Source organism: Neisseria sp. HMSC067G12 (assembly GCF_001812725.1).
Taxonomy (GTDB): domain Bacteria; phylum Pseudomonadota; class Gammaproteobacteria; order Burkholderiales; family Neisseriaceae; genus Neisseria; species Neisseria perflava.
The window spans coordinates 106,994-121,958 of record NZ_KV810182.1 but is presented as its reverse complement, the minus strand read 5'-3'; the positions used below and the strand labels follow the sequence as shown (position 1 = coordinate 121,958).

The 14,965-nt window shown below is 48.0% G+C and carries 11 protein-coding genes, 1 pseudogene and 1 CRISPR repeat array; of the genes and pseudogenes, 9 read left to right on the top strand and 3 right to left on the bottom strand.

The features are described from left to right. Positions 1 to 2 precede the first annotated feature (2 nt). A CRISPR array of direct repeats spans positions 3 to 948; the repeat unit is 31 nt; unit sequence CAGCCGCCTTCGGGCGGCTGTGTGTTGAAAC. 260 nt (positions 949 to 1,208) lie between these two features. From HMPREF2871_RS11270 to fghA, 3 genes and pseudogenes are all read left to right on the top strand, one after another. Continuing rightward, positions 1,209 to 1,457: pseudogene (locus HMPREF2871_RS11270) on the top strand (CRISPR-associated helicase/endonuclease Cas3); the annotation flags it as partial. 120 nt (positions 1,458 to 1,577) lie between these two features. Continuing rightward, complete coding sequence (locus HMPREF2871_RS00640; protein WP_198400586.1) at positions 1,578 to 2,687, top strand: S-(hydroxymethyl)glutathione dehydrogenase/class III alcohol dehydrogenase; 1,110 nt, start codon at positions 1,578 to 1,580, stop codon at positions 2,685 to 2,687. A gap of 8 nt (positions 2,688 to 2,695) precedes the next feature. Continuing rightward, a complete protein-coding gene (gene fghA, locus HMPREF2871_RS00635; RefSeq protein WP_049336824.1) occupies positions 2,696 to 3,523 on the top strand; it encodes an S-formylglutathione hydrolase in 828 nt (275 codons plus the stop codon). Positions 3,524 to 3,675: 152 nt separating this feature from the next. Here the strand turns inward: fghA and rtcR are convergent, their stop codons facing one another. Beyond that, complete coding sequence (rtcR, locus tag HMPREF2871_RS00630; protein WP_004520021.1) at positions 3,676 to 5,304, bottom strand: RNA repair transcriptional activator RtcR; 1,629 nt, start codon at positions 5,302 to 5,304, stop codon at positions 3,676 to 3,678. Between the two features lie 1,116 nt (positions 5,305 to 6,420). Here rtcR and HMPREF2871_RS00625 point away from each other — a divergent pair. Together HMPREF2871_RS00625 and HMPREF2871_RS00620 are read left to right on the top strand one after the other, a co-directional pair. Beyond that, positions 6,421 to 7,995, top strand: a complete 1,575-nt coding sequence (locus tag HMPREF2871_RS00625; RefSeq protein WP_049336823.1) for a vWA domain-containing protein — start codon at positions 6,421 to 6,423, stop codon at positions 7,993 to 7,995. Positions 7,996 to 8,084: 89 nt separating this feature from the next. Then, positions 8,085 to 9,563: an RNA ligase gene (locus tag HMPREF2871_RS00620; RefSeq protein WP_049336822.1), complete on the top strand. Its 1,479-nt coding sequence runs from the start codon at positions 8,085 to 8,087 to the stop codon at positions 9,561 to 9,563. Between the two features lie 32 nt (positions 9,564 to 9,595). Here the strand turns inward: HMPREF2871_RS00620 and HMPREF2871_RS00615 are convergent, their stop codons facing one another. Continuing rightward, a complete protein-coding gene (locus tag HMPREF2871_RS00615) occupies positions 9,596 to 10,039 on the bottom strand; it encodes an RpiB/LacA/LacB family sugar-phosphate isomerase (RefSeq protein ID WP_039862203.1) in 444 nt (147 codons plus the stop codon). An 86-nt stretch (positions 10,040 to 10,125) separates the two neighbouring features. Here HMPREF2871_RS00615 and HMPREF2871_RS00610 point away from each other — a divergent pair, with 86 nt between their 5' ends. The 3 genes from HMPREF2871_RS00610 (at position 10,126) to HMPREF2871_RS00600 (ending at position 11,999) form a co-directional block, all read left to right on the top strand. Further along, positions 10,126 to 10,779 (top strand): metallophosphoesterase, encoded by a 654-nt coding sequence (locus tag HMPREF2871_RS00610; protein WP_004520016.1) that lies wholly within the window; start codon positions 10,126 to 10,128, stop codon positions 10,777 to 10,779. Between the two features lie 137 nt (positions 10,780 to 10,916). Then, the gene (gene nudB, locus HMPREF2871_RS00605; RefSeq protein WP_004520014.1) at positions 10,917 to 11,381 is read left to right on the top strand and encodes a dihydroneopterin triphosphate diphosphatase; all 465 of its coding nucleotides are present in this window, start codon (positions 10,917 to 10,919) and stop codon (positions 11,379 to 11,381) included. Between the two features lie 84 nt (positions 11,382 to 11,465). Beyond that, positions 11,466 to 11,999, top strand: a complete 534-nt coding sequence (locus HMPREF2871_RS00600) for an inorganic diphosphatase (RefSeq protein WP_003678634.1) — start codon at positions 11,466 to 11,468, stop codon at positions 11,997 to 11,999. A 202-nt stretch (positions 12,000 to 12,201) separates the two neighbouring features. Here the strand turns inward: HMPREF2871_RS00600 and HMPREF2871_RS00595 are convergent, their stop codons facing one another. Next, the gene (locus HMPREF2871_RS00595; protein ID WP_049336821.1) at positions 12,202 to 12,828 is read right to left on the bottom strand and encodes a hypothetical protein; all 627 of its coding nucleotides are present in this window, start codon (positions 12,826 to 12,828) and stop codon (positions 12,202 to 12,204) included. Between the two features lie 296 nt (positions 12,829 to 13,124). Here HMPREF2871_RS00595 and cysI point away from each other — a divergent pair, with 296 nt between their 5' ends. Continuing rightward, positions 13,125 to 14,882 (top strand): assimilatory sulfite reductase (NADPH) hemoprotein subunit, encoded by a 1,758-nt coding sequence (cysI, locus tag HMPREF2871_RS00590; RefSeq protein WP_049336820.1) that lies wholly within the window; start codon positions 13,125 to 13,127, stop codon positions 14,880 to 14,882. Positions 14,883 to 14,965: the final 83 nt, after the last annotated feature.

Here is a 14,965-nt window from a genome sequence, read left to right as displayed (position 1 = left end):
ACCAGCCGCCTTCGGGCGGCTGTGTGTTGAAACGGGTCGGCTCTACTTGCCAGCGTTGAGATAAAGCCAGCCGCCTTCGGGCGGCTGTGTGTTGAAACACATTTACCGCCTAGATAGGCGGTTTTCTTTTGTCAGCCGCCTTCGGGCGGCTGTGTGTTGAAACAAGACATAAGGCCATGCGGTCGGAGGTGTCTTTGCAGCCGCCTTCGGGCGGCTGTGTGTTGAAACCCGCCAAGGGTACTCACGTTATGAGTACCCTTTTCAGCCGCCTTCGGGCGGCTGTGTGTTGAAACAGCCGTCGCCTCTTGGTTTTTGATGTAACCAATCAGCCGCCTTCGGGCGGCTGTGTGTTGAAACTTGCGTCCTGCGTTCTTTTTGAGAATTAGCGCGTCAGCCGCCTTCGGGCGGCTGTGTGTTGAAACGCTAAATCGGGCTTAAAGTAGCCGTCTGCCTTGCAGCCGCCTTCGGGCGGCTGTGTGTTGAAACGTCCATTCCCCAATCGGGGCGGCTTGTTTCGTAACAGCCGCCTTCGGGCGGCTGTGTGTTGAAACGTGATTCTCGCTTCCCAATTTCAGACGGCCTGTCCAGCCGCCTTCGGGCGGCTGTGTGTTGAAACATTGCCGTCTGCTTTGCTTTGCACTGTCGTGATCCAGCCGCCTTCGGGCGGCTGTGTGTTGAAACCCTTTGAAACAAATTAATTTCGAATTAAAACAACCAGCCGCCTTCGGGCGGCTGTGTGTTGAAACCAATCGCCACGCAACATCATGACATTGCCCACGTCCAGCCGCCTTCGGGCGGCTGTGTGTTGAAACGCAGTGTTTTGGCCGTGTCAGCAATCACTATCGCGGCTCCAGCCGCCTTCGGGCGGCTGTGTGTTGAAACCAGCAAAACCCTCTACTCGCTGCCTTTACCGGCCCCAGCCGCCTTCGGGCGGCTGTGTGTTGAAACTCTGCCACCGTATCTCATGTCTAAGTAAGGAAGAGGGGCTGTATGTTCAAATATTGTCCAAGCAGACCGCTCTTCTTTTGATCCTTCGCTTTCCGAAGCTTTAGTGAAAGCTGTGAAGGATATTAGAAGCAAGTCATAAAGGGTAATCAATAACAATGCTGTCTGAAAAAGTTTCAGACAGCATTTTTTCTATTTGCATATTAAATTTAATATCATATTATCATTGCATAATATCAGTTTAAATTTTTTAGAATTTCAATATGAAAACCCTAATTTACTACGCCCATTCTGCCCAAGACAAACTCGGTAATCTCTTGCCTTACGAACATTGGCAAACCTTACAAAGCCATTTGGTCAATGTTGGGAAAATGGCGGTGGAGTTTGCTCGGGTATTCGGTGCCTGCCATACTGGACAGCTTCATGACTAAGGGAAATATTCGGAAGCCTTTAACCGCCAATTACATGGCAGCCCTTTAGTCGATCAAGCTATCGCCGGAGCCAAAATTGCAAAAATGCTTGCTTCAGGGTGGGTTCCAAAGTATAAACTGTGGTTATCTTTCGTAGGCTAGATAACTTTATTAATGAATTAAAAGGCAAAAATAATGGAAATTAAACAAACCAATCCAACCATCAAATCTCGTGCGGCGGTGGCATTCTCCCCAAATCAACCCTTACAAATTGTGGAAATCGACGTAGAAATGCCACGCAAAGGCGAGGTGTTAATTCGTAACACTCACACTGGTGTGTGCCATACTGATGCGTTTACGTTGTCAGGAAGCGATCCTGAAGGCGTATTCCCTGTGGTGCTTGGACACGAAGGTGCGGGTGTGGTCGTTGCTGTGGGCGAAGGTGTGTCAAGCGTAAAACCAGGTGATCACGTCATTCCTCTTTACACCGCTGAATGTGGCGAATGTGAGTTTTGTCGTTCAGGTAAAACCAACTTATGCGTTTCAGTGCGTGATACACAAGGTAAAGGCTTAATGCCAGATGGCACGACGCGTTTTTCTTATCAAGGTCAGCCGATCTATCACTATATGGGCTGTTCGACTTTCAGTGAATACTCAGTTGTTGCCGAAGTTTCACTGGCGAAAATCAACCCGGAAGCAAACCACGAACAAGTATGTTTACTCGGCTGCGGCGTTACCACAGGTATTGGTGCGGTACATAATACGGCAAAAGTGCAAGAAGGCGACTCTGTTGCAGTGTTTGGTTTAGGGGCGATTGGTTTAGCTGTGGTGCAAGGTGCACGTCAAGCTAAAGCGGGTCGTATTATTGCTATTGATACCAATCCTGCAAAATTCGAGCTGGCAAAACAATTTGGTGCAACGGATTGTTTAAATCCTAACGATTACGATAAACCAATCAAAGATGTGTTGTTAGACATCAATAAATGGGGTATTGACCATACCTTTGAATGTATCGGCAATGTAAACGTGATGCGTCAAGCATTAGAAAGCGCACACCGTGGTTGGGGACAATCCATTATCATCGGCGTAGCGGGTGCAGGGCAAGAAATTTCAACTCGCCCGTTCCAGTTGGTAACCGGTCGTGTTTGGAAAGGCACGGCGTTTGGTGGCGTGAAAGGCCGCTCTGAACTGCCGAAAATGGTGGAAGATTCAATGAAAGGCGATATCGAGTTAGAACCGTTTGTGACCCACACAATGACGCTCGATCAAATTAATGAAGCCTTTGAGTTAATGCATGAAGGTAAATCGATCCGCGCTGTTATTCATTACTAAGGTACGCGATGAAACTGATTGAACAACATCAAATTTTTGGTGGTTCGCAACAAGTGTGGGCACACCATGCCCAAACGCTGCAATGCGAAATGAAATTTGCCGTCTATTTGCCGGATAATCCGGAGAATCGACCGCTTGGTGTGATTTATTGGCTTTCCGGCTTAACGTGTACGGAACAAAATTTCATTACCAAATCAGGCTTTCAGCGTTACGCGGCAGAACATCAAGTAATTGTGGTTGCTCCCGATACCAGCCCTCGCGGAGAGCAAGTGCCGAACGATAATGCTTACGATTTAGGGCAGGGTGCGGGCTTTTATCTTAATGCGACCGAGCAGCCTTGGGCGACGAATTATCAAATGTATGATTATATTTTGAATGAGTTGCCTAGTCTGATTGAGGAAAATTTCCCTACCAACGGCAAACGTTCGATTATGGGACATTCAATGGGCGGACATGGCGCATTGGTATTGGCGCTGCGAAACCAAGAACGTTATCAAAGTGTTTCTGCCTTTTCGCCCATTTTATCGCCTAGCCTCGTGCCTTGGGGAGAAAAAGCCTTTTCTGCCTATTTAGGAAAAGATCGCGAAAAATGGCAGCAATATGATGCCAGCTCACTCATTCAACAAGGCTATAAAGTACAAGGTATGCGCATTGATCAGGGCTTGGAAGATGAGTTTTTGCCAACACAATTACGTACCGAAGATTTTATTGAAACCTGTCGTGCGGCAAATCAACCAGTCGATGTGCGCTTCCACAAAGGCTATGATCATAGCTATTACTTCATCGCCAGTTTTGTTGGCGAGCATATTGCCTATCATGCGGCATTTTTGAAGTAAACCAAAGAAGTGATTCGTGAATCGACCAAACGTTGGTATGAACGTTAATTTTTTATGTTAACGAAAATAAAAAGGCATCAGATTGATGCCTTTTGTTTTTTATAAATGATAAAAAATAATGCTCTCAAAATGAACTAGTCTGCCCACTCTATTTAAATATCCCCCCATTCCAGTCCAAACCGTTGCAAATACTTTCTCAGTCGATCGCTGTCATTGACTTTTGCCCTTTCTGTTCGGGAGACGTTGAACAATGCACGGCCGGCGGCGGCCATGTTGGGATGTTTGCGGCATTCGTCGATAACGTGTTGCAGTTGTAGTTTGTCGAATAAATCCAATGTGTCCCAATCGATTTTATCGGGGTAGTCTTGTGCTTTTTCAGACGGCCTGTTATGTAGGAGGCCGTCTGAAAAGGGTTCTTCCGACCATAACCATTTGAGGCGTTCGATTTCGGCTTGGACTTGTTCTACTTGTATCCTGCCTTGCGGCGCGAGTGTGGCCAGGCGCATGATGCTGGCGGCGAGGTCGCGGAAGTTGCCGCGCCATGGTGCTTGGTTGGAGTGGGCGAAGTCGAGGTAGGTGGCCAGGGCTTCTTTGTTGAAGCGGGTGGTTCGGCCGAGTTCTTGCGAGGCTAAGGCGAGCTGGTGTTCGACGTTGGGCTCGATGTCTTCGCGACGGTTGGCGAGTGCAGGTAGTGGGTAATTCCAGATATTAATGCGGGCGAACAGGTCTTCGCGGAAGCGTCCGGCGCGGATTTCGTGGCGTAGGTCGCGGTTGGTGCCGGCGATAAGTTGGAAGTCGCTTTTGACTTCGCTGTCGCTGCCGACGGGATAAAAGTGTTTTTCTTCAATGGCTTTGAGCAACATAGCTTGCTCGTCCAAGCCCAATTCGCCAATTTCATCTAAAAACAATACACCGCCGTCGGCGGTTTTCAAATAGCCTTCACGCTTTTCTGCAGCACCGGTAAAGGCGCCTTTTTTGTGGCCGAACAGGGCAGATGCTGCGCCGTCGCCGCGAAGGGTGGCGCAGTTTACATCGACAAATGTGCCTTTAATCAGATGGCGCGCTTTTTTCAATTCAAAAATCCTGCGTGCCAGCATGGATTTACCTGCGCCTGTCGGGCCGGAAAGCAGAATGGGGGAAGGAGAGTTGAGTGCGACTTGTTCAATTTCGGCAATCATGCGGTTGAAGGCGGCGTTTTGGGTAGAAATGCCGCTTTTCAGGTAGCGCACTGCGTCATCGCGCACGGCGGCGAGGCGTTCGGCCAGCACGTCGTAACGCGCCAAGTCCAAATCGATGATTTCATAACTACCGACATTGCCGTCCTCCATACTGCGTCTTTGATTTTTGGGCGGAGCGGTTTGCAACAGTACGCCGGGGATTTGACGTGATTCCACCAATAAAAACAGGCAGATTTGGGCAACGTGTGTACCTGTCGTGATGTGGGTGAGATAGGTTTCTTCTTCTGTATCAAATGGATAGTTTGCTGCCCAATCGTGCAGTTTGGTATAAACCTCGGAGAAATCCCACGGGTTTGCCAGCTCCATAGGCACGAGATTGACGACTGTGTGCGGCGATACTTGCTGAATATCGGCTTTTACATGATCCGCCAGTTCGCGGTATTTCTCCGCATAAAACAGCTCCATACGGTCGAGATGAAAATCTTGACGCTGATTCATGGCGACGTTTGGCCGCCATTTCAACCAACGGCCCTGACCGAAACCTTTGTCCAGCACTGTACCAAGAAAGCTGACGGCGACTTGTTTTTTGGGGATGGTATTCATGTTTCAGAGGGCCTTTAAATTATTTTTCCAGGACAAATTTTCCGTTTACTTAGCCGCAAGTGTTTGTCCAAATCATCGAATCGCATCATATATCCTTGTATATTTTATTTTCTATATAACTATCTATAAATATATTTTTTAGTATTATACGCTATTTGGCGATAAAAGCCACTTTAAAATATATTTTCTTTATATTCAATTAATTAAAAATTATTTTTATAAAAATTTTATTCTTGGCACGCTGTTGGCTATGTTGTGAATGTAACGATACAGCAGATGCTTCGGGAAATACAGTTACCGGAGAAAAATTTTCCGTAAATTTAGTTGCTGTGTGGTTACAGGGCGAATGCCAACAAGACTACATTTGGATTAACAGGTTCGAATCCTGTCTCGTCTGATAGACGTTGAACGTCTTGTTTATTTAGTCGCTCACCCTTTTCAATATGGCAGGCAAATGCCTGGGGAAACTACAACATGGATATCCTTGTGTCGCAGGTTCGAGTCCTGTCTCTGTTATCCAAAATAGCAGAGTAGCTCAGTTGGTAGAGTAAAGGCATGTTTCCCTTAAAAACTTGTTGCGTGCCATATTACTTTTACGGCAGCAGGCGGATGCTCGGAGAGGGTACATTAACCTTTCACGTTAAAACCGTTTCTCTTCATGTTTATCCGCTACGCTGCCATCCATTCGAGGCCGTCTGAAATATTCAGGCGGGCTGATATAAAAACCGTTTTCGGTATATTTGGCAAATACCGGAGGAATTACAGCCTGCCAAGCTCGAGGTCGCGGGTTCGAGTCCCGTCTCTGTCGCCAACTATGGCAGAGTAGCTCAGAGGATAGAGCGCGTAAAAATTTCTCCACTCTTTGTTGCCCAATGTGCCACCCCTTATGGGCGAATGCTATTAGGATTACATTCCTTTCTTGCTACAAACCCGAATGATCCTAATTAAACTGGTCGCCCTACGGCAGTAGGCGGATGCCCGGAAGAGAATACATTAGCTTTCAGTTAAAAACGCTTCTCTTCATCTTTAGCCGCCACGCTGCCACCCATTCAAGGCCGTCTGAAAAACAAAGCTAAAACAAGTTCAGACGGCCTCAAACCAACAATATGAAAGAAAATGAAAATGGCTAATACTAATTTGTTTCAATCTATTAAAAACCGTTTTACTAAAACCGATACCCATAATGAAGCCGGCGGCATCGCCTACACGCTGACGCCCAAACAACAGCTGGCACAGCTTGCGGCTACCGGTTGTCTGAATAATACCTTCTATGCTGATGCACAAAGCCAACTTGACCAAGTGCTGAAATTGGCAGAAAGCCTGGATGCCGAGTTTATTGCCAAAACTGCCGTATATGCCCGTCAAAAAGGTTTTATGAAAGATATGCCTGCGCTGTTGCTTGCCGTGTTGGCGCAAAAAGACGTGAACATGCTCGCTCGTGTATTCGACCAAGTGGTGGACAACGGTAAAATGTTGCGTAACTTCGCACAAATTATCCGCAGCGGCGCAGTCGGCAGAAAATCCTTCGGCAACCGTCCGAAAAAACTGATGCAGACTTGGCTTTTGACCGCCACCGAAAAACAACTGTTGAACGCCGCTGTCGGAAATTCGCCGTCGCTGGCAGACGTGGTCAAAATGGTGCACCCCAAACCGCGTGAAGCATGGCGTGCCGCATGGTTTGCATGGCTGATCGGCAAACCGTACGATCGCGAAGCATTGTCGCCCATTACCCGTGCTTTTGAAGATTACAAACAAAGCCGAGAAGGCGAATTGCCCAACGTTCCTTTCCAAATGCTTACAGCTTTAGACTTGAACTGCGGTGACTGGGCGCAAATCGCCCGCAACGGCTCATGGCAGCAGGTTCGCCAAAACCTGAACACTTTCCTGCGCCATGAAGTATTTGCCAAAAGCAAAAACATCAAAATGGTGGCAGAAAAACTGCGTGACGAAACCGCCATTGCCCGCGCCCGCGTCCTGCCTTACCAATTGCTGACCGCGTATCAGGCAACATCTGACCAAATGCCGTTTGAAATCCGCGAAGCCCTGCAAGATGCGATGGAAACTGCCGTACAAAACGTACCGGCAATCCAAGGCAAAGTCGTGGTTTGCCCGGATGTATCCGGCTCCATGCACAGCCCGGTTACCGGCTATCGCGGCAGTGCGTCCACCAAAACCCGCTGCATCGACATTGCCGCACTTGTGTCCGCTGCCATGTTGCGTACTAATCCGCAAGCCCGCGTGATACCGTTTGAGCAAATCACGGTAAACGTGAAGCTCAACCCACGCGACAGCATCATGACCAACGCCGAAAAACTCGCCAATATCGGTGGAGGCGGAACAGCATGTAGCGCACCGCTTGCCATGTTGAACCGTGAAAAAGCTGAAGTGGATTTGGTCGTCATCGTGTCAGACAACGAAAGTTGGGCAGATGACAGCCAACGATGGGGTGGTAAAACCAGTCTGATGAAAGAATGGGACATCCTGAAAAAACGCTGTCCCGAAGCCAAACTCGTTTGCCTGGATATCCAGCCTTACACCAAGGCTCAAGCACGAAACCGTCACGATATCTTGAACATCGGCGGCTTCTCCGACCAAGTGTTTGCCCTGATTGGTTCCTTTGCCGAACGAGGTATGGGTACAGATTTCTGGGTAGATGAGATTGAGAAAACGCCGCTGGCAGCTGTGAACTGAAGCTAAGGCCGTCTGAAAAAAGGGTAGAAATATTTTTTCAGACGGCCTATTTATTCAGGACAAGCTGAGAACAAGAATAAGGAAACAAAATGCAAAAATTTATCTTAATACGCGGTCATCAGGGTTCGGGAAAATCGACTTTTGCCGAACAAAAAGCCGCCGAATTTAAAGCGCAGTATCAGGATGCGGAAGTTGTCCGTATTGAAAACGATTTGTTTATTACCGATGAATACGGTGAATATCGTTGGTCGGGCGAAGCGGTGGATAAGGCGCAGAAATGCGGCAATGCCTTGATGACTGAAACCTTGAGACTTGGACGCCAAAATCCGAATCGAAATATTTTGATCATTAATTCCAATACCAACCAAAAAGCTTCGCGTTGCCGTCATTTATTGGATCAGGCGGAGAAAAGCGGTTTTGAAACAGAAATTTATCGACTGCACAATTTCTATCCCAATCTACACGGCGTGAAAGAGCATGATGTGTTGGCGGCGTATATCAAGCTGAACCAAAACCGTGTGGCAAACGAAATCCATATCGAGGCTGTGCAGCCGGCAAATACAGAGCAGTTAGAAAAAATCAAACAGATGCAGGCTATCGAGCATAAGCCGCTGCTGTTTGATGAGGCGCAGCAAACCTTTGTGACCGATCATTATCTGCAACACGGCAGCCGTAACTTTACTGCCAAAGCATCCAAGCGTTATCCTGAATTGCGCGTGTTGAAATACGCACGCAGCGTGTTCTATAACAACTGCTTTGATGATGCTTTGCTGGAAATGCGCGGTTTGATTATCGACGCGCACAACCGCATCATCGTGCGTCCGTTTAAAAAAGTGTTCAATTATTCGGAACGTATTGCCAAATGCAGCCGTTATCCGATCATAATCGGCGACGAGAGACTGGTAGATGCGGTGGTGAAAGTAAACGGCTTCCTCGGCTGCTGTACTTTCGTATCGCTTTCAGACGACCATCCGTCCCACGGCGCGACGTTTGACGGCAAAGTGCTGTATTCGACTACCGGCTCGCTTGATAGTGCGTTTGCCGACATGACCGCCGCACATTGCGCTCAATACGAAACCCTGTTCCACGCTTATCCAAACCATACTTTTTTGTTTGAAATCACAGATGCGAAAGACGTGCACATCATCCGCGAAGCATTGGGCGAAACCTTAATCGGCTGCATTGATGTGGCGACCGGCCGTCAATTTTCTGAAGCGGAATTGGACGAAATCGGCAAACAATACGGCGTTCGCCGTCCAGAAACGCTGAAAAACATCACGTTCGGCGAGCTGAAAGGCCGTCTGAAAAATGTGGAGCACGAAGGTTTTATGGTGTTTGATGCCCAAACCGGCGAAATGCTGTTCAAACTCAAATCGCCGTATTACTTGATTTCCAAGTTTCTGGGACGAAGCAACGAAGGCAACATCGGACGCAAGCTCGACAAACGCCACGTCGACGAAGAGTTTTACCCTTTAATCGACCACATCCGCGAACATCGCGAAGCGTTCAACGCCATACCGGAATTGGATAAGATTGCGTTTATCCAAGCATTCTTGCGGCAACTGTAAGGCCGTCTGAAAATATATGGAGCAACATGTATTTATTTTCCGCGCTCGTATGCTTCAATTTCACCGACTTTAGGTGCATAGCCGCTGTTTGTGTCGTGACGCAAGTCCAACCAGATATCGACCAATGCCCAAGCAGCCGGAGCGGCAATCACGTTTTGCCCCATACATAAAACCTGCGCATCATAGTTTTCCACCGAGCCGTGGAGCGTGAGTAAATCATGCGCCGTTGCCGCCCGTATGCCGCGCACCTTATTGGCGGCGATTGCCGTACCCACGCCGGTGCCGCAAATCAACAGCGCACGGTCGGCGCGTCCTGCCGCGACTTCTTCGGCCGCGGCAAACGAGAGTTGCGGATAGGTCCCTTCGGGCGAGGATAAATCGACCAAGCTGCTGACGCGCGGGTCGTTTTGCAGATGCGCTTTGAGCGCGTCTTTCAATATTGCGCCGTTGGCCGGCGCGGCAATAACCAAACGCATAAAAACTCCTTGAAGCACACAATAAACATTACTCAGCATACGCCCGCGCGTGATACGATTCAAGCCTGCAACGCAGAAAGCACGGTATGAGCAAAACCTACTTCACATCAGACCTACATTTCTCACATAAAAACATCGCTAAATTCTGCCCCCAATTTCGACCGTTCGATAACGTGGAGCAGATGGATGAATTTTTAATCCGGATATGGAATGAAACCGTTACGCCTGAAGATACGGTGTACAACTTGGGCGATTTTTCCTTTGCCCAAGACCATAAGCAGATAGAGCGCGTTTTGTCGCGGTTAAACGGGCAACATCACTTGATTTACGGCAATCATGATCATGTGATTCGGCAGTATGCCGATTTTTTCCGCAGCCAAACCAAGCATGACGGCCATCCGCTGCTGTCGTCCATACTGCCGTATTTGAAACTCAAATTGCCGGAAATTAAGAATACACTGGTTCTCTTTCACTATCCGATTCAGGAATGGGACGGCTGCTATCAGGGCTGGTATCACTTGTACGGCCATTTGCATGACAGGGTGGCGGAAATCAAAGGGCGTGCTTTAAATGTCGGATTCGATTTGCACGGCCGTTTTTTGACGGCGCAAGACGTCGATAAGTTTTTGTGTGATTTGCCTAAAATTTCGTATTTTGGTGAAGCAGGATTTAAAGCCAACTCGCCGGAAGAAGCGGCAGAGCTGGTGTCTCGGAAACTGGCGCAGTTAAATCAGGTATAATTTCAGACGGCCTTTGCGGATTTCCGGCAAAGGCCGTCTGAATATCAATTTCCCATTTTTGAGTGATACATGGAAAACCTTTTGGCTTACTTACTACAAAAAATCAGCCTCCCCAACCAAACCGGCAAGGACAAGTCATGAGCAGTAAGCCTTTGAAGTATCCCGTTTCCGCTTTGGTTGTTTTGTATGATAAAGACGGCAATATCCTGCTGATTGAACGCACGGCGCCGCAAGGTTTTTGGCAGTCGGTTACCGGCAGCTTGGAAGAGGGCGAGCGTATCGAAGAAACCGCATGGCGCGAAGTGTGGGAAGAAACCGGTATCCGCCTTGCAGACGGACAGCTGGAAAACTGGCACGACAGCACCGTTTATGAAATCTATCATCACTGGCGCCATCGCTATCCCAAAGGCGTTTTTGAAAACCGCGAACACATCTTCTCCGCCCAAATTCCGCGCGATACGCCTATCGTCCTGCAACCGGACGAACACGTTGCCTACGGTTGGTTTAGTGCGGAAGAAGCGGCAGAAAAAGTGTTTTCGCCTTCCAATAAACGCGCAATTTTAGAACTGGTCAAAAGGCTGAATGCCAAAAAGGCCGTCTGAATACGACAGTTTCACATTTTCAGACGGCCTTGGGTTTGCTATACTTTCGCCGTTTGACTCTATTTAAAATCAAAGGAAACCATCATGGCAGACTTCAACAAAATCCTGACCCCGGGCGACGTGGACGGCGGCATCATCAACGTTGTCAACGAAATCCCTGCAGGCAGCAATCACAAAATCGAATGGAACCGCAAACTGGCCGCTTTCCAACTCGACCGCGTTGAACCGGCAATTTTCGCCAAGCCGACCAACTACGGCTTCATTCCGCAAACTTTGGACGAAGACGGCGACGAATTGGATGTATTGCTGGTAACCGAGCAGCCTTTGGCAACCGGTATTTTCCTGGAAGCACGCGTTATCGGTGTGATGAAATTCGTTGATGACGGCGAAGTAGACGACAAAATTGTCTGCGTTCCGGCCGACGACCGCAACAACGGCAACGCCTACAAAACTTTGGCCGATTTGCCGCAACAACTGATCAAACAAATCGAGTTCCACTTCAACCACTACAAAGACCTGAAAAAAGCAGGTACCACTAAAGTTGAATCTTGGGGCGATGTAGAAGAAGCGAAACAAGTCATCAAAGAATCTATCGAACGTTGGAACAAACAAGCTTAATCGGTTGGTCCCATCCAATATCAAGGCCGTCTGAAAATCAGATTTTCAGACGGCCTTTTTATATCTCAGCAGCCTATCAATCCTTCAAGCATTTTCAAACTGATATTTCAAACGAATCAATCATATTATTTTAAATAATTGTTCCCTAAAGCCGAAATTTCAGACGGCCAGAGAATAGGTTTTCTAGATTGCAATTACAGCATCAGCCCCAAAACGCTTTTTCAAATCCTGCCGCGCATTCTGGTGGCAATTCCCGTTGTAGTAAATCATGCAGAGCAGAATATAGTGCTGAAGGTATGTCGCAGCTTTCTTCATCGTAAAACTCTCCGCCTGCTTTCCGCCATTCGCACTCAAAATCATAAATTGCCAATAAGGTTTGCATTAGTATTGCTATGGAAGGGGCGATAAGGCGGCGTTTTTCTATTGTACCGTAACCTATTATCAACCAATAAACAGGACTGCCGGGAGCGGTGGTATCAGCAAAAAGAATTGAATCGTCAAACATTATGCCAAATATCGCCCATTCTTCACGCCAGCCTTGTGTAGGCAGATATTGCTTGGTCTTCCTATCCCAGCCGAAGGCCCAATCGTGCCAACTGTTGGGCAATTTGGGATAAGTCACCCATTGTAAAAACAGAGTTTCCATCTCTAGCCAATAATTGGCAAGTGGATTGTCGGAATGCCATGTACCGTCCATATGGCAGTAGAAATCTGCTAATGCACCCAAATGCAGATGACGGTTGTCTTCCAGTGGGGGCAGTTCTTGCAACGTTTCTGTATAGGGAAAACTAAAGGTTTGAGCGAAGGTGCGTATAAGGGAGTGAGACATAAAGTTTGCTTGCTGTATTTTTACGGTTTAAGCCCGTGGAAAATAATGGATTATAGTGGGTTTAATTAGAATCGGGCTTGATGCAGGCTAATGATGTAAGTCATCTGTTCAATTTATTTCTAATCTGCCAATGCTCATCAGTCAGAACATAAATATAGTAAATTCAAATTAGCTATAGGTAAGTGCGGCATTTTACCGATATAACAAAATCGTCTTTAAAACAAACAAACCATTCTTTCTCATTTTCAGACGGCCTCATTAAAGTAACGCCTATACCAAAAATAAGGAGTGCTTCAATGACTGCTACCACAACTGACCCACGCGCCAAGCTGCCTGAGACGCCTTTGTCCGGCAACGAAGCCTTGAAAGAGCGCAGCGATTATCTGCATGGTACGATTAAGGAGGAGTTGAAAGACGACTTTACCGGCGGCTTTACTGCCGACAACTTTCAGCTTATCCGCTTCCACGGTATGTACGAACAGGACAACCGCGATATTCGTGCCGAGCGTACCGAACAAAAACTTGAGCCTTTAAAAAACATGATGTTGCGTTGCCGTTTGCCCGGCGGCATCATTACGCCGAAGCAGTGGCTGGGTATCGACAAATTTGCCGGTGAAAATACGATTTACGGCTCTATCCGCCTGACCAACCGTCAAACCTTTCAATACCACGGCATTCTGAAAACCGATTTAAAACAGGCACATCAGGCATTGCACAAACTAGGTCTCGATTCCATTGCCACAGCCAGCGATGTCAACCGTAATGTGTTGTGTACCAGCAATCCTGTACAAAGCACTTTGCACCAAGAAGCCTATGAATGGGCGGCGCGCATCAGTATGCACCTTCTGCCGCGTACCATGGCATATGCCGATGTCTGGCTGGACGGTGAAAAAGTGTTTACAACCGAGCCGACCGAGCCGCGTAATAAAGAAATTGCTGATGAGGTCGAGCCGATTTTGGGTAAAACCTATTTGCCGCGCAAATTTAAAACTGCCGTCGTAATTCCGCCCGACAACGATGTGGACATTCATTCCAACGATTTGGGTTTTGTGGCGATTGCAGAAAACGGCAAGTTGGTGGGCTTCAATGTATTGGTCGGTGGCGGCTTATCCAGCGAACACGGTAATACCAAAACTTATCCGAACATTTCTTACGAATTTGGTTTCGTTCCGCTCGAATACACCCTCAACGCCGCTGAAGCTGTTGTCAGCACCCAGCGCGACTGGGGCAACCGCAGCGACCGCAAAGCAGCGCGTACACGCTATACGCTGCAACGCGTCGGCGTAGATGTGTTCAAAGAAGAAGTCGAAAGGCGCATGGGCATTAAATTTGAACCTATCCGCCCTTACGAATTTACGCATCGCGGCGACCACATCGGCTGGGTACAAGGGCATGAAGGCAACTGGCATTTGACTTTGTTTATTGAAAACGGCCGTCTGCTCGATTATCCCGGTAGGCCGTTGAAAACAGGTATCCGCGAAATTGCTAAAATCCATCCCGGCGACTTCCGTCTGACGGCAAACCAAAATCTGGTGGTTGCCAATGTACCGCCCGAATTGAAAGACACGATTGATAAAATCGCCAAAGACCATGGCCTTATCAGCAAATCGATTACCATCCAGCGTGAGAACTCGATGGCCTGCGTTGCCTTGCCGACCTGTCCGTTGGCAATGGCGGAGGCTGAGCGTTTCCTACCAACATTCTCCGATAAAATTGACGAAATGTTCGCCAAATATGGTTTGGAAGACGAATACATCGTTTTGCGCGTAACCGGTTGCCCCAACGGTTGCGGCCGCGCCATGCTGGCAGAAATCGGTTTGGTCGGTAAAGCGGTCGGCCGCTACAACCTTTACGCAGGCGGCAACCGTGAAGGCACCCGCATTCCTCGTTTGTTTAAAGAAAACATTACCGAACCTGAAATCCTTGAAATTGTCGAAGGCTGGGTGGCAGATTGGTCTCGAAACCGTTTAGATGATGAAGGTTTTGGCGATTTTGCCATCCGTACCGGCATCGTCAAACCTGTATTGGACGCTCCGCGAGACTTCTGGGCATAATGCATACAACCAGATCCGCAAGTCTACAATAAGAAAATAGAGAAAACCAAAGGCCGTCTGAAAATCAGATTTTCAGACGGCCT